At 45.5% G+C, this 18965-nt stretch carries 17 protein-coding genes; 7 read left to right on the top strand and 10 right to left on the bottom strand.

The genetic code is table 11. The features are described 5' to 3' along the window. Window position 1: 1 nt before the first annotated feature. Together CWD77_RS12355 and gcvT are read right to left on the bottom strand one after the other, a co-directional pair. Window positions 2-730 (bottom strand): 2-phosphosulfolactate phosphatase, encoded by a 729-nt coding sequence (locus tag CWD77_RS12355; protein ID WP_101073868.1) that lies wholly within the window; start codon window positions 728-730, stop codon window positions 2-4. Window positions 731-735: 5 nt separating this feature from the next. Then, window positions 736-1833, bottom strand: coding sequence for a glycine cleavage system aminomethyltransferase GcvT (gcvT, locus tag CWD77_RS12360; protein WP_101073869.1), 1098 nt, complete (start codon window positions 1831-1833; stop codon window positions 736-738). A gap of 198 nt (window positions 1834-2031) precedes the next feature. Here gcvT and CWD77_RS12365 point away from each other — a divergent pair, with 198 nt between their 5' ends. After that, entirely contained in the window at window positions 2032-3171 is a 1140-nt protein-coding gene (locus CWD77_RS12365) for an Mrp/NBP35 family ATP-binding protein (protein ID WP_101073870.1), read from the top strand. Between the two features lie 87 nt (window positions 3172-3258). Next, window positions 3259-3864 (top strand): TlpA family protein disulfide reductase, encoded by a 606-nt coding sequence (locus CWD77_RS12370; protein WP_101073871.1) that lies wholly within the window; start codon window positions 3259-3261, stop codon window positions 3862-3864. A 110-nt stretch (window positions 3865-3974) separates the two neighbouring features. Here CWD77_RS12370 and CWD77_RS12375 read toward each other — a convergent pair whose 3' ends face one another. Then, window positions 3975-5702 carry a T9SS type A sorting domain-containing protein gene (locus tag CWD77_RS12375; protein WP_165779149.1) on the bottom strand — a complete coding sequence of 576 codons (1728 nt, stop codon included), beginning with the start codon at window positions 5700-5702 and terminating at the stop codon, window positions 3975-3977. Window positions 5703-5832: 130 nt separating this feature from the next. Between CWD77_RS12375 and CWD77_RS12380 the strand changes: the two genes are divergently transcribed. After that, on the top strand, window positions 5833-6327 hold the full coding sequence (locus tag CWD77_RS12380) for a TspO/MBR family protein (RefSeq protein ID WP_206018011.1): 495 nt from the start codon (window positions 5833-5835) through the stop codon (window positions 6325-6327). 198 nt (window positions 6328-6525) lie between these two features. Here CWD77_RS12380 and CWD77_RS12385 read toward each other — a convergent pair whose 3' ends face one another. After that, window positions 6526-8142 carry a peptide chain release factor 3 gene (locus CWD77_RS12385; RefSeq protein ID WP_101073873.1) on the bottom strand — a complete coding sequence of 539 codons (1617 nt, stop codon included), beginning with the start codon at window positions 8140-8142 and terminating at the stop codon, window positions 6526-6528. Between the two features lie 291 nt (window positions 8143-8433). Here CWD77_RS12385 and CWD77_RS12390 point away from each other — a divergent pair, with 291 nt between their 5' ends. Then, window positions 8434-8853 (top strand): fasciclin domain-containing protein, encoded by a 420-nt coding sequence (locus CWD77_RS12390; protein WP_101073874.1) that lies wholly within the window; start codon window positions 8434-8436, stop codon window positions 8851-8853. Window positions 8854-9189: 336 nt separating this feature from the next. Here the strand turns inward: CWD77_RS12390 and CWD77_RS12395 are convergent, their stop codons facing one another. From CWD77_RS12395 to CWD77_RS12405, 3 genes are all read right to left on the bottom strand, one after another. Next, entirely contained in the window at window positions 9190-9552 is a 363-nt protein-coding gene (locus CWD77_RS12395; protein ID WP_101073875.1) for a four helix bundle protein, read from the bottom strand. A gap of 111 nt (window positions 9553-9663) precedes the next feature. Further along, window positions 9664-10806: an aminotransferase class V-fold PLP-dependent enzyme gene (locus CWD77_RS12400; RefSeq protein ID WP_101073876.1), complete on the bottom strand. Its 1143-nt coding sequence runs from the start codon at window positions 10804-10806 to the stop codon at window positions 9664-9666. Then, a complete protein-coding gene (locus tag CWD77_RS12405; protein ID WP_101073877.1) occupies window positions 10803-11672 on the bottom strand; it encodes a DUF72 domain-containing protein in 870 nt (289 codons plus the stop codon). Before CWD77_RS12405 ends, CWD77_RS12400 begins: the two co-directional genes overlap by 4 nt. A gap of 253 nt (window positions 11673-11925) precedes the next feature. Between CWD77_RS12405 and CWD77_RS12410 the strand changes: the two genes are divergently transcribed. After that, entirely contained in the window at window positions 11926-13677 is a 1752-nt protein-coding gene (locus tag CWD77_RS12410) for a sodium:solute symporter family protein (RefSeq protein ID WP_101073878.1), read from the top strand. 106 nt (window positions 13678-13783) lie between these two features. Here the strand turns inward: CWD77_RS12410 and CWD77_RS12415 are convergent, their stop codons facing one another. Next, window positions 13784-14788, bottom strand: coding sequence for a serine hydrolase domain-containing protein (locus tag CWD77_RS12415; RefSeq protein WP_101073879.1), 1005 nt, complete (start codon window positions 14786-14788; stop codon window positions 13784-13786). Window positions 14789-15126: 338 nt separating this feature from the next. On the opposite strand from CWD77_RS12415, the gene CWD77_RS12420 reads away from it, so the two are divergent. Continuing rightward, window positions 15127-16302 (top strand): PQQ-dependent sugar dehydrogenase, encoded by a 1176-nt coding sequence (locus CWD77_RS12420; RefSeq protein WP_101073880.1) that lies wholly within the window; start codon window positions 15127-15129, stop codon window positions 16300-16302. A 303-nt stretch (window positions 16303-16605) separates the two neighbouring features. Here the strand turns inward: CWD77_RS12420 and CWD77_RS12425 are convergent, their stop codons facing one another. Together CWD77_RS12425 and CWD77_RS12430 are read right to left on the bottom strand one after the other, a co-directional pair. Then, a complete protein-coding gene (locus CWD77_RS12425) occupies window positions 16606-17415 on the bottom strand; it encodes a carbon-nitrogen hydrolase family protein (protein WP_101073881.1) in 810 nt (269 codons plus the stop codon). A 7-nt stretch (window positions 17416-17422) separates the two neighbouring features. After that, entirely contained in the window at window positions 17423-17893 is a 471-nt protein-coding gene (locus tag CWD77_RS12430; protein ID WP_206018012.1) for a nuclear transport factor 2 family protein, read from the bottom strand. 760 nt (window positions 17894-18653) lie between these two features. Between CWD77_RS12430 and tnpA the strand changes: the two genes are divergently transcribed. Continuing rightward, complete coding sequence (gene tnpA / locus CWD77_RS12435) at window positions 18654-18938, top strand: IS200/IS605 family transposase (protein ID WP_101073882.1); 285 nt, start codon at window positions 18654-18656, stop codon at window positions 18936-18938. The last annotated feature ends 27 nt before the right edge of the window (window positions 18939-18965 follow it).

Consider the following 18965-nt stretch of genomic DNA (forward strand, 5'->3'; position numbering starts at 1 on the left):
ATCAGATTGAGATGATTCCTTCGTGCAAAACAGGTAACAGGTTACAGATGTCTGTTTGAGCACAATACTCCAAATCGTCTGTACCTACAATTTGCTTTAATCGCTGAGCGTGGTTCGATTGAAAAATAACCGATGATATATCATTACCATATTTTTCATAAAGGCCAAATGCCACCTTGGCTCCGTCGTTTGCCATGTCCGACAGTGAACCACCGCTTAAATTGTGGATAATATTTCCGGCAAGCAACATATCTTCGAGTGCAAGACGTCCTTTCCAGCCGGCGCACAGAAGCACGATTTCATTTTTTTCTACGCTCAGGGCGTTCACAATAGAACTCAGGTTCAAAAACGATGCAATATAAATCGTTGCCGATCCCAGGGATTTTTTAATGGCCTTGGTCCCGTTTGTGGTATTAAAAATCAGTGTTTTCCCTTCTACGGTATCCCGTGAATACTCCAGCGGGGAGTTGCCCAGATCGTAGCCGTCTATTTTAGTGCCATCTTTTTCTCCGCATAACAGATAGTTATCTGAATCCACACTTTGCGAAATGCGGCTGGCTTCCCCCATATCTTCAACGGGAATCACGCCTTTTGCGCCATTCATCAAAGCTGTTACAATGGTTGAAGTAGCCCGAAGCACATCTATGACAACTACTGATTTATTACGCAGTTCATTTTCCTGAAAGGATTGAGCTGAAAAAAAGACGTCTATATTATTAATGCTGCTCATTCTTATTATTTCTTGTAAAATGGGGGTTTTGATACTGTTGCACTTACTTCTTTTTTGCGAATTTGAATATTGACCTGTTCACCCTCTTTGGCATGATCGATATCAATATACCCCATCCCTATACCTTTATTCAAAGAGATGGATTGTGTTCCGCTTGTTACAAAACCGATTTCATTTCCATCCGAATCGAGAATTTTATATCCGGATCGAGGCACATTTCTGCCCTCGTCAATAACAAACCCGGTCAGTTTCCGATTTTTGCCTTTCTCCTTTATTTCGATCAAGGCTTCTTTACCAACAAAATCTCCTTTATCCAGTTTGGTTAACCAGCCCAGGCCGGCTTCAAGCGGATTTGTATCTTTGGTGATATCATTTCCATATAGTGCAAAACCCATCTCAAGGCGTAATGTATCGCGCGCGCCCAACCCGGCGGGTTCCAACCCGAACTCTTTTCCGGCTTTCATGATTTCTGACCAGATTTTTCCGGCATCGGCCTTTTTTGTATCGATATAGAGTTCAAAACCCTTTTCTCCTGTATAACCGGTTGCAGAAATGATCACTCCCGGCTGGTCTGCAACGGCTCCGGTTTCGAAAGTGTAGAACTTGATCGCGGAGACATCGGTTTCCGTTAGTTTTTGAAGAATCTCTGTCGCCTTTGGTCCTTGCAGTGCAAGCAGTGCATAATCATCTGATCGATTCTCAATTTCTGCATTCATACTGTTCTGGCCGGTAATCCAATCCCAGTCTTTCTCAATGTTTGATGCATTTACCACTAGCATATACTCATCATCCGAAAGCTTATAAACCAGCAGATCGTCCACAATTCCTCCATCCTCGTAGCACATTGCCGTATACTGCGCTTTTCCGGGCACAAGCTTTGAGGCATCATTGATTGTCACTTTTTGAATCAGGTTCAGAGCTTCGGGTCCTCGAACAAAAAATTCACCCATATGAGATACATCAAACAGACCGGCATTTTCACGCACGGCCATATGCTCCTGCTTGATTCCCTCGTACTGCACCGGCATATCAAACCCGCCAAAATCGATAATCTTAGCACCCAGTTTTTCGTGTTCCTGATAGAATGGTGTTCGTTTAGACATAAATCTGTTTAAGCTTTTTCTCGTTTTTCAGTTCCATTAAAATCGTTGCCCGGTATGTACTGAATCTTAGAATTCACAATCAATTAATGAATCCATAGTATATTAACCGAACTGTAGCAGCGAGTAAGTTAACCGTTTAATTTCGCTGTTATTCTGATTATTTTTGAAAGGTAACAATTTCAAGCACGCAAAACATTTATGTCTATTCACAAAGAACAAATTAAAAGTGCCCTGTCGCAGGTCATTCATCCCGAATACGAGAAAGATCTGATCTCGCTGGATCTGATTCAGGATCTGATTATTCAGGATAAGTATGTCGCCTTTACGCTGGAACTGCCCAAAAAGGACGACAGCCTTGCCGATTATCTGAAAAAAGAGTGTACCAAGGCGGTTCATAAATTTGCTGATAAAGAGGCTATTCTCGACATCACAGTTGGTATTAATATTTCACGACAGCGAGAGCTGGACGGAGATGACGCCCCTCAACAAGCTCAGCAGCAACAACAACCCAAACAGGAGCCTGTATTACCCGGCGTAAAAAATGTGATTGCCGTTGCATCCGGTAAAGGCGGAGTGGGTAAATCTACGGTAGCTGCGAACCTTGCCGTTGCATTGGCTCAAACCGGAGCGCGGGTAGGACTGCTCGATACCGATATTTACGGGCCCAGCGTTCCAACCATGTTTGATGTGAAGGAGAGACCGAATATCACGACCCAGAAAAAACTGATTCCAATTGAGAAACACGGTGTACATCTCGTTTCCATGGGCTTTTTGGTTGATACGGATCAGGCAATGATCTGGCGCGGGCCGATGGTAACGAGTGCTGTTAAACAGTTTATGCAGGAAGTTGAATGGGGTGAGCTCGATTATCTGATTTTAGACCTCCCACCCGGAACCGGTGATATTCAGTTAACCATTGTACAAACCGTACCTCTGACCGGAGCCGTGATTGTATCCACCCCACAAACCGTGGCATTGGATGACGCTCGAAAAGGCGTTGCCATGTTCAGCAAGGTGAATGTACCCGTTTTAGGTATCGTAGAAAATATGGCCTACTTCGTTCCTGACGATATGCCCGAGAAGAAGTACTATATTTTTGGAAAGCACGGTGCCAGAAACTTGGCTAAGAAGCTCGAAGTTCCATTTTTAGGTGAAGTACCGCTCAGAGAACAGATCCGTGAAACTAGTGATTCCGGTACTCCGGTTGTAGCTTCCGACCCTGCATCCCCAGCCGCAATTGGCTTGAAGGAGATTGCCAATCGTGTGCAACAAACCATTTCAATACAAAATCAAAGCGGTGAATCGGGAAGCAAGGTTGATATTAAGATTCGCCCCTGACCTAAATCACATTCAAAACCGTTTGCAAAAAGCCGGAGCAATATGCTGCCGGCTTTTTAGTTATACCGTCAAAAAATATTGACTCAAATGACAGACCAGAAAGAAAAAGCAAAAAAAAGGAAAAAGTCCTTGATTGAGTGGGGTGTTATCATTGGCGTAATTGCATTTCTCTACCTCACCGGACTTCACACATCGATTATTGGCACACTGCAGAAAGGACTGCTAGCCACCGGACTGATCAAACCATCGATACCCTCGGTAACAGATACATTCCCGGAGGCCAACCGGGATTTTTATATGGCTGATGAAGAGGGGCAAGTTATCTCGCTCGCCAATTTTGACGGTGAAGTGGTTTTTATGAACATCTGGGCAACCTGGTGCCCGCCCTGCATTGCCGAGATGCCATCAATCAACAAACTTTACCAGCAATTCGATGAGTCGGATAACGTAAAATTCGTGCTGGTCTCCATGGATGAGGATTTTGAAAAAGCCAAACAGTTTATGGAGAAAAGGGGTTTCGATATGCCCATTTACCACTACCGGACAAAAGTACCCGGAACGTACGAAAGCAGCGTCATTCCCACTACTTACGTGATTTCAGGTGATGGTAAACTCATGATGGAGAAACAAGGTCTCGCAAAATATGACACTTCTGAGTTTGAGCAGTTTTTGCGGGATCTTGCTGAGATTTGAAAAAAAGTCTGATAATTCTTTAAATCGGCTTGATATCTGATCCAACCACCCCTTTATCCCCTCCTTGCATAAGGAGGGGAATATTCAAACCAGAATTTTGCAGACGATAATTATTTGATCAGCAGTAAACGCTTTGTGTTTACAAAATCATTTACGATCAGTCTGTAGAAGTACATACCGCTCGCCAGGCTGCCAGCTTCAAACTGAAGCTCATAGCGCCCTTCAGGTTGTTGTTCGTTGACCAGCGTTTGTACCAATTGGCCGCTAACATTATAGACATCCAGCCGTACTTCAGATGCCTCCGGAAGTACATATGGAATGGTTGTTGTTGGGTTGAATGGATTCGGATAGTTATCCTCAAGTCTGGCAATTTCATTTTCGCGAAGAGCTTCACCTTTTAGGCTTACCGTAAGCGGACTGGAAGCATTGTTGGCATTGTGCGAAATCCGGGCAAAACCTTCATGAATGCGATCATTTCTTGGAATGTAACGGATGATTACTTCCACATTTTGCCCCGGCTCTATACTTCCCCTCGCGAGACCTGCAGGAGATACTACATAATTGTCGTTATCTACAGTAATGCTGTACGATAATGGATCCTCTGCAGAAGCCGCATTCGCAATTTCGATAGTTCGCTCAACCCGGTTTCCTACATTCGTAACTCCAAAATCTAATCCTTCCTGAATAGATTCATTATCTACAACTATTTCAGATTCAGCTCCAACCAGTTCCAGACAGTTACTGCCCAGAGGCCAGCCCCAGTCACTCAACATACCACAAAAAACAGGTCCCGGAGAATGAACCGCAAATTGCCTGTCAATACGCGGACGCATCAGTGCACTTTCAAGATATTGTTGCTGAGAAAAAGTGTCTTGATCCAAATGTGAGTAAGACGATCCTCCATTCCATTCAGGCGGTGAATAAAGCGGCACCGGTTGTGCACTAAATACTCCGGTAGCATCCTGACCATTAAAAAATACACCATCACGCTGACCGGTCAATGCTTGATAGAGTTCAACAGATGGATTTGGATAGGTTGATGTATTTAACAATTCAACCCCCTGTCCATCCTGAGTATACCGATCATAGATAAATGGCCAGTTATTATCTCCAAGTCCATGACTTCCTGTTTGAGAATCTTCATCAACTCCCATTGTCCCGATAAAACCAATGCCGTGACCTATCTCGTGAAGCACAACGGTAACAAAATCGATCATTCCGGTTGGTGTGTTCGCATCCGTTCCAAAGTACCAATCGCTAAAGTTACAGTTCATGTTGATCACAATATCATGATCCTCACCAAAACTATTACCTTCCAGCTGATCCACGCCCGACATCGCACTTGCCTGTGCGATGGAATAAAACGTTTCCGGTTCGCCATTTTGAGGTCTTGCTACCAATGTGGGTCCGGCACTCCCAAGTACATTTTCATCACGTGGAGTCCAGCTGGCCTCAATGCGAATCGGTATTTCTGACTGAAGATACGTTTCCCAAACTCCCATGGCGTATTCAAAAGCGGTTTGTGCCTCGGCAGGCCATTCAGTTCCGTTATCACAACTGTTTACATAAGTAATTTCAAAATTGGCGGACCTTACTTCGTTGTTCGCTTTTCTGAAATTATCTTCAGCTTTTTTGAAATAGTTTCGATTAATATCAGTTGGAGGCAGTTTGCAAATCTCTCCCATTTCCGGTGCCGGTTGCAAAATAAATTGATCAGACTTGGAAATAGTCTCTTGAGCATTTACTGAAAATACAGTAGATAACGAGAGAGCTACAAGCAGCAGTAAAGACTTGAATGGTTTACCAACCAAATCGGTTTTTATGTAACGTAGATTCATAGAGTACAGCTTTTCATAATTGTGAATGGAGCCTAAGTTTAAGCAAAACATACCAATCTTACGCAATCAATTTTTCAACAAATTAAAGAGTATAGCTTTAATTTAAAGAACTTTTTAACCCAATAAATTTATGAGAACTGCAAAACTCACTCTGCCCGTTCAAATTATGGGACTGCTATTTTGGTTGATCCTTTGCTACCTGGTAGCTTGGACCGGGGCTCAGGTTTCTCCGGGAATCGCTTCACCGGAATGGTATAATGCGCTAAACAAACCAACCTGGAATCCACCGGCGTGGCTTTTCGGACCGGTATGGTCTGCCCTCTACACGATGATGGGAATTGCAGCCTGGTTAATCTGGAAAGATTACGGTATTAAACACGCAAAACCGGCAATTATTGTATTCCTTATTCAACTTGCACTGAACGGGTTGTGGTCTCAACTATTTTTCAACTTCCAGGCTCTCGGGTGGGCACTCATTGAAATCATCATACTTTTGGGAGCTATTTTCATTACCACCTACCTGTTCTTTCAAAAAAATAGAGCCGCCGGATGGCTGATGGTTCCCTACATTTTATGGGTTAGCTTCGCTACCGCACTCACTGTTGCGATTTGGGTGTTGAATTGAATGGCTTCAGGCTTCAGGCTTCAATGGGGAATTTACTATTGACGTCACTTCGAGCGAAATCCCGAATGCCTTTATTCGGGATGAAGTCGAGAAGTTAATTTTCTAAACAAATAAGCTTTTGGCTCTTGCGACCTGTAGCCAGAACCCGTCATTCATCCCCCATGCCCCCTTCAAAGGGGGATAAGACTGTACCCTGTATCAATCCTGCTTGTACTTAAACAGATTTTCGCCACCTACTTTCTCTTCGGCTTGTGACAAGGCGTATGCACTTTCAAACAGAACAATCGGATTCTCTTCCATATCCTTCGTGACATGCGTAGAGTAGCTGCTCTCCAGTTTTTTAATGATATCATCTGCCTCCTGAGGCAACCAACGCGCGGCGTGATAATTCACCGGCTGCATATAAAGCTCCACGCCGTACTCTCCCTGCATTCTGTGCTGAACCACTTCAAACTGAAGCACACCCACGGTTCCTAACAAAAGCTCATTCCCAACACCGTTCGGCACTTCAAAGACGTGAACCACACCCTCTTCCGATAGCTGTTTCAGTCCCTCGCGAAGCTGCTTCCGTTTGAATGGATCCTTGGTGGATACCTTCATAAAGTGCTCCGGAGTAAAGAGAGGAATTACGTTAAAACGTACCGGTTCCTTTTCGTAAAGCGTAGACCCGATTCTGAAAAATCCGGGGCTGAACAATGATACAATATCTCCGGGGTAGGCCTCTTCCAGAATATTTCTCTCATCTCCCATTAACGTGTGGGGAGTAGACATTTTTACTTTTTTACCGGTGCCCTCATGAATCACATTCAGTCCGCGCTCAAACTTTCCGGATGTAATTCTGATAAACGCTGCGCAATCCCGGTGATCGGGGTTCATATTGGCCTGCAACTTGAAAATAAATCCGCTAAACGGTTCATCCAGCTCCCGTTCATTTCCATCCGCATCGGAATAGATTTGCGGAGACGGTGCCAAATCGGAGAAATACTTTAAGAACACATCAAGACCGAAGTTGTTCAGGGCAGATCCAAAAAATACCGGAGATGCCTCACCTACTTTAAACTTATCCTGATCCATATCGGCAAACATATCCTCAATCAGCATCACTTCTTCCTGTAGCTGCTCCTTTTCAGCCTCCGACAGATTGGTTTCATCCAATCCCTCATCCAGTGAGAAGATTTCCATTTCTGCTTTCTTGGCTCCATGTTCTGACTTTCGGTACAGATGGAGCTCCTTTCCGATCAGATCATAAATTCCCTGAAATTTTTGCCCGTACCCAACCGGCCAGCTGGCGGGAATCGCTTCAATGCCGAGTTTATTTTCTACATTACTGAGTACTTCCAGCGGTTCCATACCGGGACGGTCGCACTTATTCACAAAGGTGATCACCGGCACACGTCTCATTTTGCAGACTTCAAACAGTTTTTCGGTCTGCTCCTCAACTCCCTTGGCCACATCAATCACCATCAGTCCGCTGTCGGCAGCAACAAGGGTACGCAGTGTATCTTCAGAAAAGTCTTTGTGACCCGGGGTATCTAACAAATTATATTTGATGTCATCTTTTTCAAACCGGAGCACAGATGATGTAACCGAAATTCCTCTGTCCTGCTCGATCGACATCCAATCGGATGCGGCATGACGGGTTGCTTTCCGGGCACGAATAGACCCCGCCTCGTGAAGAGCGCCTCCATAGAGAAGCAGTTTCTCGGTCAGAGTGGTTTTACCGGCATCCGGGTGAGAGATAATGGCAAACGTTCTCCTGCGTGCGGCTTCCCGCTCGATGATATTTTCTTTGATCTTGGTTGCAGCCTGTGACATGGTCTATACTTCAATTTTTAGAAAGACTTGCAATATAACGAATTCACACGTTTTGATCACTTTTTTGACAACAGTTCGATCAAATATCCTACCGTTTACATTTTATACAACGTTTAAACAGATTCTGAGAATCCCATCTGAGCCAAACTGAAGGGGGTTAAAATTTAAAACTGTGTTAAAAACAAGCCGAAATCGACCTTCTAAGCATTTATTCAATGATTTTGAAGGAACACTTCCGGGGTAAATCCTGTATACTCCATTGAACTCGAAATCAAAAATCGATGAATTATTATGACTACTTTCAAGAAAACTTCCGCAATTTTTACAGCACTTTTCTCACTCATTTTAATTGCAGGCATTAATCTTTCCGTTGCGCAAAGCGGTAATGTAGTGGATGTAATTAATGAGAGCGATGATCACACAATCCTTTCAGAGCTGTTGGAAATAACAGAGTTGAATAATGTGATTGCACAACAAGGTCCATTCACAGTAGTTGCACCTACGGATGCAGCGTTTGAAGAGATGGGCTCCGAATTGGATGAACTGAGAGAAGATCCTGAAAGAGCACAGAACGTTGTGATTGGTCACCTGTTCCAAGGTGAAGTACCGGCTGAAGAAGCTGAACCCGCACTGAATATTGAGATATCAGAAGGCGATATTCCGGCCACTAACGGTCTTGTTCATATCACGGATACCGTAATCATGAACTAACAAAATCAACCGTAAATAACACTTTACGGAAGGAGTCGTGTTCCCGGATGGGGAGCACGGCTTTTTTTATTTGCAGGCTTCAGGCTTCAGGCTTCAGCGGGGAATTTAATATTTACGTCACTTCGAGCTCCTATTTTTGCCTAAAAAAGAGGGCAACACTATTGAAGAGGTGACAGTCCAAAAGTCCCCTCTTGAGAGGGGATTTAGGGGTGTGTTCGCACAGGCCAAAAATGTCGATTCAAGCCAAGAAACACACATTTCACCAAATCTGTCACCAATAGCGCATTCCCGATTGCTGTCTATCGGGATGTAGTCGAGAAGATCCTTTTTAGAATTTTAAATATCCCTCTCTATTCTTTTGATCAATTTGTAGAGCATTTTTCCAATCATATCAACTCTCTTGCACAAATCACTGAAGATCTTTTCATCCTTAAGCGATCCTGTTTCAAACAATGTTTCCAAATGATCTCTGGTTTCATCCACAGATGCATGGGCATATGTAAGAAATCGCAAGTAGTCATTTTGATATTTTCGTCTCCCATACCCTTCTACGATATTCGAACGAATAGATTTAGATGAACGTCTGATTTGACTACCGGATTCATACAGTTCAAATCTTGGCAAATTTAAAGACATCTGATGAATATCAATGGATAGCTTTCTTGCCTCTTGCCAAACCAACAGTTTCTTATAACTCATATCTCCTGTTTTTTTATTAACATTGTAACTGTTAGAAACAGGATTTATGAAATCCTTACAAATTTTCTCCTGCAGCTTGAAGCATGAGACTTGCAACCTGTAGCCTGAGACTCAGGCTAAAGCCTCAACCAACTTCTCCAAATCCTCTCTTGTGTTGTAAACATTGGGCGAAACTCTTATCGCCGAACCGCGGACGGAGACGTGAATGTTTTGCCTGGCCAGTTTTTCTCGAATCTCTTCTTTGGAAGCAGAATCAGGCAGATAGATTCCAAAAAGGTGAGACGCCCGGTACGCCTCTTCTTCAAACCGGAAACCGTGCTCTTTTAGTTTTAGGATGGAGTCACGCGAAATTTCCCGGCAGTAGTTTTGAATCTCGGCCGGATTCCACTCCAAAATCTGCTCCAGTGCTTTTACCATCATCGGCATGTTGATGAAATTACTTCGCTGCCCCACATCAAACCGTCGTGCGCCTGATTCGTACTCTTCTTCGTAGTCCACGAGTCCGGCAAAATCACGGCTGTTTTTGCGGGCAATCCACCCCTCTTCCAGTGGAATTCCATTCATCAATCGAGGACCAAAATATCCCAGCGCCGTACCATACGGACCCATCAGCCATTTATATCCCGCGCAGATCAGGGCATCCGGCTGAACCTTTTGAACATCGAACGGGAGGGCACCCACCGACTGCGTTCCGTCTATCACAAAAAACGCGTCATGGCTCCGAGCCACTTTCCCGATCTCCTCCAGGTCAAAGAGTGTTCCATCGGTCCAATGGACATTGGCCATCGCGACCAGCACAGTCTGACTATCGATCGCTTCTAAGATTTGCTCATTCCAAACCTTTCCGCGGTTCTCAAATTGTTTGGGTGCCTCCACGATTTTCAATTCACAGTCATTCTCCTCACAAAACCGCATCCAGGGATAGACGTTACTCGGAAACTGGTCACCGGCAACCACAACATTTCCTCCTTTTTTAGCGGGCAGATTCTTCGCCACAATTCCCATTCCGTACGATACGGCAGGCAGGATCGCCACGCTCTCAGGAGAATCGGCGTGAACCAGTTTTGCAAAAAGAGATCGAACCCTTTCCGAATCCTCAAAGAAGTGATTGGGCGTCACTTCCCACGGCCTCTTTTTGGATTGAACGCCTGAAATCCCGGCCTCTTCAACCGACTTGAGCAGAGGGGAGAGAAACGCGCAGTTCAGATAGTGGTGATTGTCATCGAGGTCAAACAGGTGTTTCTGACAATTCATGAAAAAAGTCCTAATTGTTCATCTTTTTTGTCGATGGGCCAGGCGGGCATTGGATTGAGCTCCATCAGCTTCATCAATTCGTTGTGGAAGTAGCGTGCCAGTTTTGGGGCGTGCAGCGTATCCGGAGCGTGTATAAAAATGTAGGGATGTTTGCCTTCACGAATCCAGTCGGCCGTGATGATCGCCCACTCTTTCAGGTACGATTCATTGTTAAGCACATCGTTAGCGCCCACAAACCGGATAAACGGTTTGTTTCCGGTCGTATCAAACCGGACCGGCATCTGCGGCTTTTTGCCCTGTGCCGTTTTGATAGAGGGGTCGTCACTTTTTAGCGAGTGAAGTCGGCGTGTATCAAACACAACCCGATCAATGCGATAGCTTTTCATCAGATCTTCCAGGTGGTGCTCCTTTCGGCCTTTGTCGTAAAAATCGGGGTGACGAACCTCCAGGGCGTAGTGATGATGCGGCGGGAGATTTTCAATCATCGTTTCCAGTTTCTCCATCTCGTTGTAGGAGAACTGTGAGCTGAGCTGAATATGAAACGGACCGAGTTTATTGCGAATCGGGTCGAAAAGATCCAGGAAGGAGTTCACCTCATCCTCCACATCCTTCAGCCGCTTGTAATGGGTAATGCTCTGCGGAAATTTGAAACAGAATTTAAAATCATCCGAAACCTGATCGCCCCACTTGATAACCGTTTCCGGCGAAGGGGCGCGATAAAACGTGGTATTTCCCTCCACCGAGTTGAACACCGAAGCATACTGCTTCAGAAACTGATCCGGCTTGGCATCATCCGTAAAGAAGTTGCCCTTCCACTCCTTGAATCCCCATTGGGTAAGCCCGATATGATATTTTTTGATCGCCATTCAGAAAATCGTTTATCTGTTGAACCCGAATGCAATAAACAAAATTCCGGGAGAAAATGTATCAAAAATCCCTTTTAGAATAGTATGATCTCTAGTTAGTTTGTCATAAGTATCAGTTTTGTTGACACGATTGACGCTGGCAGATCCGGTTGGTGCTGCCATGTCGAAACCTTTTCCCATTTCACCTTTGCGTTTTGCCCCACTTCTCCTAACTTCGTTTTGTTCAACAAATTAAAAATCAAACAGACAGCGAATGCCCTTCAACTGGCTCGATCTTACCGTTATTGCCGGATACATCGCCATTATGGTGATTGTCGGCTACTACGCCCAGAAACGCGGACAGGAAACTCTTGAGGACTATTTTACAGGAAGCAAGAATCTGCCGTGGTGGCTGATCGGAATCTCCATGGTGGCCACCACCTTTGCCGCCGACACGCCGCTGGCCGTTACCGGAATTGTGGCCAGTGAGGGAATTGCCGGAAACTGGATCTGGTGGAACTTCATGTTCTCCGGACTCATCACCGTCTTTCTCTACGCCAAGCTCTGGAAACGGGCCGACGTAATTACCGACGTGGAGTTTATCAGCATTCGATATTCCGGCAAACCGGCCAGAATCCTTCGCGGCTTCCGTTCGCTCTACCTCGCCTTCCCCATCAACTGCATCATCCTCGGCTGGGTTACCGTGGGGATGGCCAAAATTATCACCGTACTGTTTGGTGTACAAAATCTTGTGATTGAAGTTGGCTCTTTAAATCTGGCCGGCGAATGGATTATCATCCTCATCATGTACCTGATGATCGGGATCTACATTGCATTCTCCGGACTCTGGGGTGTGATCGTTACCGACTTTATTCAGTTTATCATCGCTATGGGCGGATCGATCCTGCTGGCGTGGTTCGCCGTGGATCACATTGGCGGACTCGGTAACCTGCAGGCGGAGTTGACCGACATGTTTGGCACGGGTCATCACATGCTCTCCATCAATCCGCTGACTAGCCCTGACATTGCCATTGCTACCGCTTTGGTCTGGGTCGGGATGATGTGGTGGGCATCCTGGTATCCGGGTTCTGAACCGGGTGGAGGGGGCTATATCGCCCAGCGGATGTTTTCAGCCAAGGATGAGAAGAACGCAGTGGGCGGAACACTGCTGTTCAATGTAGCGCACTTTGCCCTGCGTCCCTGGCCGTGGATTTTGGTGGCGCTGGTAGCACTGGTGGTCTACCCAAATCTTGACGATCCCGAAACTGGCTATCCGCTGCTGATGCTGGATCTGCTTCCGCCCGGACTTCTCGGACTGCTCGCCGTGGCTTTTCTGGCTGCTTTTATCTCTACGGTTTCCACTCACCTCAACTGGGGAGCTTCGTATGTGGTGAATGACTTCTACAAACCTTTTTTGAAACCGGAGTCTGAATTTGAATCGAAAGAGAAGGCACAGCTCCATTACGTGAAAGTATCCCGCTGGACCACACTGCTGATGATGGTAGCCGCAGCTCTTGTTTCCCTCATGTTCGATACGGTTCGAGGCGGATGGGAGGCTATTCTCTCGATCGGCGCCGGAACCGGTTTGGTTTACATGCTTCGATGGTTCTGGTGGCGTATCAACGCGTGGAGTGAAATTGCCGCAATGGCAGCCGCTGCAACCGGTTTTGCTTTGACAAAAATCCTGGGCTACGACGATTTTGCACAGCAGATGATCTTCACCACCATCTTCGCCACGATTATCTGGATAGCCGTTACATTCCTGACCAAACCGGCCGATGAGGAAACACTACAATCCTTCTTTGATCGAGTAAAACCGGGCGGTCCGGGCTGGAGCCGATTTCAAACTGTCGGTCAACAGACCTATTCATTGCTTCCCGGATTGAGCTATGCCGCCATCAGTGCAGCGTCCATCATCGCCATACTGTTTGGCATGGGCGAGATCTTCTTTGGTTCCGGCTGGATGGGAACCGGAGCGTTTTTGTTGGGAATGGGCGGGTTGTGGTATGTAGTGAGAAAGATTTGATCAGCCCGACCTGACAGCGTACCGACGACTGTCGGTTCCTGTAAGCGTCGGGAATTTGGCTTATAATTAAAACGCTGTTAGAACCTTTGGATAATGACAGGTTTTCTCACAACTCACTCAACACCGGCACCAAATCATCTTCCAGATATCTGAAAAACGCCCGTTGATGTCCTCTTCCCTGTACTCGTGCCAGGTTTGATGTAACTGCTATCACTACGTCCAGTTCGGGGATCATCATGATATACTGTCCGCCGTGTCCCCAGGCAAAGATTGCATCGTAACCGTTAACCGGCCTTTGCCACCAGAGATAGCCCATGTCATAAGGATTGAAATTGCTGCGTGTGTACGTTTTTACCGAATCCAGTATCCATTCTTGAGGTACAATCTGCTCACCCTGCCACTCTCCCATATTCATCATCATTCGACCAATCTTCAGCATATCGGCCGGACTCATCGCCATGTTGTTTCCGCCAAAATAGTATCCCTGCGGATCGCGATCCCATCCACCCAGGTTAATATCCATCGGGCCAAACAGGTATCGATTACCAAATTCGCGGGTACTCATCCCCGTTGCTCGTGTTAAAATCACTGATAGCAAATGCGTTGACCCGGTACTGTAGATCATTCGACCGCCCGGCTCCGCAATCAATTCCTGGTTCAGTACAAAATCCATCCAGTTGCTGCTTACCACCCATCGGCCATAGTTCCGGATACTGGTTGATTCCAATCCGCCCCGCATCGTGATTAAATCACCGATCGTAATTGCCTCTTTTTCAGGATCGGGGTTTTCTTCAAAATAGTCTTCAAAAAATTCTCCGATCGGCTGATCCACACCTTCCAGGTATCCTTCCCGTATGGCAATCCCGACAAGTAGTGAGAGTATACTTTTTGAAGCCGATTTGATATTCGTTGGTCGATTTGCATTCATCCTCCCCGTGAACTGCTGTGCGATCACCTCTCCATCCTTTTCGATCATCACGCTTTCAACTGAGCCAATCTCAAACGCCGATTCTAAAACACCATTCAGTTCATTATATGGTTGGGCATTTGCAGCCTGACCTGCAATCAGCAAGATTGGGATAATGAATAATTGCTTTAAGTTGAATCTCATTTACTACATTTGGTTAATTTAATTTGACTCCGAAGAATTGATCACAGAAAATCCCCTTTGAAGGGGGAAGAGGCTTGTGAGAGCCGAGGGGGATGACCAACTTAGCTAAGATATGACTCAAACGTTCATTCTTCAGCTTTAACTTAACAACTTTCCATCCCCCATTGCCCCCTTCGAAGGGGGACACTCTACATCAATCAGCGGAATCCTCAGCGAACATCTGCGAGTAAAATATCACAGAATTTTGAAGATTGACCACTTCAAAAACCCACACATTGGAATCATCATTCCAACACAGCTGTTTACCGGTACAACACATACAATTAGCCGACCTTAAAATGAACGAATATCAAAACTCAATCGCATTATCGTTTACAATCATTTTCATCCTGATTTTCAGCGGATGTGCCATGCCCAAGGATCCGGTCCCACTGAGCGGTGACGCTCCGGAAGCTGAAGGGTGGACCTCAGAAACCGTTATTAGTGGTCTGAATCAGCCCTGGTCCATCGCCTGGCTGCCCGATTCCACATTTTTAATTACAGAGCGCTCCGGGCAGCTGCTCTATTTTGAGGATTACCAATCTGAGCCGGTTCAGATCAGTGGTCTGCCCGATTTTTATGTTGACGGACAGGGCGGATTGATGGATATTTCCATACACCCTGTTTACCTCGAAAATCGCCGGGTGTTTCTCACATACGCCTCAGGTGATGAAGATTCCAACCGAACAACAGTCGCGCGAGCTGTCCTGAATGTTGAAGAGCAGCAACTGGGAAATGTAGAGGAGATTTTCCGGGTTACGCCCGATAAAGACAGTAACCAGCATTTTGGCTCCCGCATGATTTGGACATCAAATTCTACATTTGCTCTTTCTGTGGGTGATGGCGGAAATCGTCCGGTAAAAACAGGAGATGTATTGAGTCGTGAACACGCCCAGATGATCGATTCACACCTTGGAAAAATTCTGCATCTCACTCAGAATGGTGAACCGGCTGAGAATAATCCGTTTCTGGATGAACCGGATGCTCTTCCTGAAATCTGGTCTTATGGGCATCGCAATATTCAGGGACTCGCGTATGATGAGGATTCCGGAAATCTTTGGGCGAATGAGCATGGTTCACGCGGAGGCGATGAGCTCAACCTGATCAAACCGGGAGAAAATTACGGCTGGCCCGAGGTAACCTACAGCCGGGAGTATTGGTACACAAAGATCTCAGATGAAACCTCCAAACCCGGTATGGTTGACCCTAAGGTGGTCTGGACTCCGGCTCAGTCGCCCAGCGGACTTCTGTTATATACCGGTGATAAATTCCCTGAATGGCAGGGGGATCTGTTCAGCGGCGGACTTCAAGGCGAGCAGGTCAGACGAATCATCCTGGATGGAGAATCTGTAATGGGTGAGGAGAAGATCCCGATCGGACGCAGGATTCGGGATGTAAAACAGGGTCCGGATGGATATATCTACGTTTTAACCGGGCATGATGATGGTGAACTGATACGGATTTTGCCGGAATAGTGGTGGTAATCTCCCCTTGAGGGGAGTACCGCTGTCAGGCGGTGTGGGGTGTTTCTTAGTATGTTTATACACTTCATGTTATTGATTGATTTCGCTGACATCGCATTCACTTTTCTAACCACAACGAACACAAAGATTGCACAAAGAGCACAAGGAACTTTATATCCATTTTAGCAGAATCTTCAAAGGCAAGGCATAATGAGACATGGTATGTTTATTTCTCTCAGACTATAGATTTTTCTGAAAACAAAGCTGAAACTAATCCAAGATACACACCACACAAACATACCATGTCATGGAATTTCACAACACACGATGCTCCAGCGAAGGCAGTTTTTTGCGAACCTCTTTCAGGTACTCCAAATCCAATTCGGCATAAATCACTCCGGGTTCAATTCCCGCTTCAGACAATACGGTTCCCCACGGGTCGATAATCATGGAGTGTCCCCACGTTTTGCGCTTCTCTCCGTGCAGGCCGGTCTGTGCCGGGGCAATGACGAAGGCACTGTTTTCGATGGCACGCGTCTGTAATAGCGGCATCCAGTGAGCTTCCCCGGTCGGACGAGTAAATGCGGAGGGCACAGTAATAATCTCTGCACCTTGCGCCGCCATCTTCCTGTAAAGTTCGGGAAATCGGAGATCGTAACAGATCGAAAGACCGATAGCAGGCAGATTATCCGATTTATAAACGACTGCGTCACGCTTTCCTTCCTGAACCGTATCTGATTCGCGCCATGTCTCTTCTTCCGAAATCTCTACATCGAACAGGTGGATTTTATCGTACGTTGCAGCAACTTCACCGTCGGTATTTACGACAATAGAGCGGTTGTATATTTTTCCATTGCCTGCCTGTGCCGGATAGCCTCCCCCGATAATAGTCACATTCAGTTCTTTTGCCCATTCCGGTAATTTCTTTTCAACCTCAGCTGAGATCTCTGCCGACTGTTTCAGTTTTTCTCGCTCATCCCCCAGGAATGCAAAATTTTCGGGCAGACAAATCAATTTGGCTCCATTTTCTGCCGCTTCCCTAACTCGTGACTGAACCTCCTGAAGGCTGATCTTTACATCAGGCTGACTGTTGAGTTGAACGGCTGCCGCTTTGATGGTCTTCATAAGATTGCTATTCATTTTCATTAGGAATGGATGTGGCCTGCCAGGCAACGGCCCTCCACTCGCCATCTCGTTTTACAAAAGTACCGGTATTGTAGAAATTGAGATCTGCTTCATTGGGATCTGTGAATTCAGCTACCAGTCTGAATGCCACCACAGCTGTTTCTCCGAAGATCATGATCTGAATTTCTTCAGCAGAGTAACGAGTCTCAGGTTCTACGCTTCGATCGGGATTTTGATTTACCCCGGCCATAATATCTGATTTGAAAATGCGGTTCCCGTTTGATCCGGTATAGATCAAATCTTCCGCCCAAAACCGGTCGTGAGTAGTAGCGTCGTTATAGGAAGCACCTTCCAGAAATTCATGGATGAGCTCGGTGAGTATTTCTTTCTCTTCTTGATCAGATTGAGCAAAAAGTGAAACAGGTATGGTGAGGATGAGAATCAGCGGCAGATATTTTTTCATAATAATTGTATTCATGAACATAGGTATTGATCTCACTTATTATAGGAATTTAGATCCCGATCTGCTACCGGATCATTTGATATAAATCCGGATCCGTTTCATTGAACCCTTTCAGGGTTCTGAATTCTCCCAACTTCACCAACCCGACTTGCAGTCGGGTCTAATTACATTGATTCGCCGGTTGGCGAATCTGGATTGAGACAATTCTCCAATAAAAGCACCTATATTTGCTTCTGAAGCTTGGAGTAAACCTGATCTTACAAGAATCTTACACCCTACACGATCATACATCTAATACTATAATCAAAGATCAACTTTGCATGTATCTGTTTTCCAGGCTGTCTTATCTTTGAACTCTAAAGCGTGATTCTCCACCTCTATTCGAAACCATTTTTGTTCCGCCGGTTGGCGGATCTTCACTGAACAACCATCAGTTTCGGGTTGCTCTATTGTATATCGGTCTACCAGCATCCCCAGCTAAAAGCTTTTATTGAAGTCAAACCTTCACAAAGTATTCTTTTCAATTCAACAAGCCTTTTTATTCGAAAGAAATTCTAATGCAGATAGATCATTCTCCCAAGTCCACAAACGAGTCGGTTTCAACACAATCACAATCCGCCTAAGGCGGATGAATGTAATTAGCCCCGATTGAAAATCGGGGTAATCATGCACATCCATTCAGGGAACCCCGAATGGGGTTCAATTCTGTAAGGAGTCCGCAATTTGAGTTCCATTTCAGTGTAGACTCAATTGTTTAAAATCAAAAATTACTGTTATGAGTACCTATCGCCAAATCCACTATCACATTGTCTTTAGCACAAAAAACAGAGTGCCTTATTTAGAGAAACCGCACCGCGAATTGCTCTACAAATATATCTGGGGAGTTCTCAAAAAGAATCGATGTTATCTCTACCGCATCGACGGAACTGAAAACCATATTCATATCCTGATAGACTTACACCCTTCGGTTTCGCTGGCTAATCTGATTAAGGATATTAAATTGGCCAGCAGTGATTTTATCAAAAGGGAAAATTTATTTCCAAAATTCACAGGATGGTAAAAAGGATATGGTGTATTTACTCATCAC

The organism is Rhodohalobacter barkolensis (assembly GCF_002834295.1).
Lineage (GTDB): Bacteria > Bacteroidota > Rhodothermia > Balneolales > Balneolaceae > Rhodohalobacter > Rhodohalobacter barkolensis.

Bases quoted from the DNA above. Each gene is read 5' to 3' on its own strand.
- CWD77_RS12355 (WP_101073868.1), bottom strand. From the start codon at position 730: ATGAGCAGCATTAATAATATAGACGTCTTTTTTTCAGCTCAATCCTTT.
- gcvT (WP_101073869.1), bottom strand. From the start codon at position 1,833: ATGTCTAAACGAACACCATTCTATCAGGAACACGAAAAACTGGGTGCT.
- CWD77_RS12365 (WP_101073870.1), top strand. From the start codon at position 2,032: ATGTCTATTCACAAAGAACAAATTAAAAGTGCCCTGTCGCAGGTCATT.
- CWD77_RS12370 (WP_101073871.1), top strand. From the start codon at position 3,259: ATGACAGACCAGAAAGAAAAAGCAAAAAAAAGGAAAAAGTCCTTGATT.
- CWD77_RS12375 (WP_165779149.1), bottom strand. From the start codon at position 5,702: ATGAATCTACGTTACATAAAAACCGATTTGGTTGGTAAACCATTCAAG.
- CWD77_RS12380 (WP_206018011.1), top strand. From the start codon at position 5,833: ATGAGAACTGCAAAACTCACTCTGCCCGTTCAAATTATGGGACTGCTA.
- CWD77_RS12385 (WP_101073873.1), bottom strand. From the start codon at position 8,142: ATGTCACAGGCTGCAACCAAGATCAAAGAAAATATCATCGAGCGGGAA.
- CWD77_RS12390 (WP_101073874.1), top strand. From the start codon at position 8,434: ATGACTACTTTCAAGAAAACTTCCGCAATTTTTACAGCACTTTTCTCA.
- CWD77_RS12395 (WP_101073875.1), bottom strand. From the start codon at position 9,552: ATGAGTTATAAGAAACTGTTGGTTTGGCAAGAGGCAAGAAAGCTATCC.
- CWD77_RS12400 (WP_101073876.1), bottom strand. From the start codon at position 10,806: ATGAATTGTCAGAAACACCTGTTTGACCTCGATGACAATCACCACTAT.
- CWD77_RS12405 (WP_101073877.1), bottom strand. From the start codon at position 11,672: ATGGCGATCAAAAAATATCATATCGGGCTTACCCAATGGGGATTCAAG.
- CWD77_RS12410 (WP_101073878.1), top strand. From the start codon at position 11,926: ATGCCCTTCAACTGGCTCGATCTTACCGTTATTGCCGGATACATCGCC.
- CWD77_RS12415 (WP_101073879.1), bottom strand. From the start codon at position 14,788: ATGAGATTCAACTTAAAGCAATTATTCATTATCCCAATCTTGCTGATT.
- CWD77_RS12420 (WP_101073880.1), top strand. From the start codon at position 15,127: ATGAACGAATATCAAAACTCAATCGCATTATCGTTTACAATCATTTTC.
- CWD77_RS12425 (WP_101073881.1), bottom strand. From the start codon at position 17,415: ATGAAGACCATCAAAGCGGCAGCCGTTCAACTCAACAGTCAGCCTGAT.
- CWD77_RS12430 (WP_206018012.1), bottom strand. From the start codon at position 17,893: ATGAATACAATTATTATGAAAAAATATCTGCCGCTGATTCTCATCCTC.
- tnpA (WP_101073882.1), top strand. From the start codon at position 18,654: ATGAGTACCTATCGCCAAATCCACTATCACATTGTCTTTAGCACAAAA.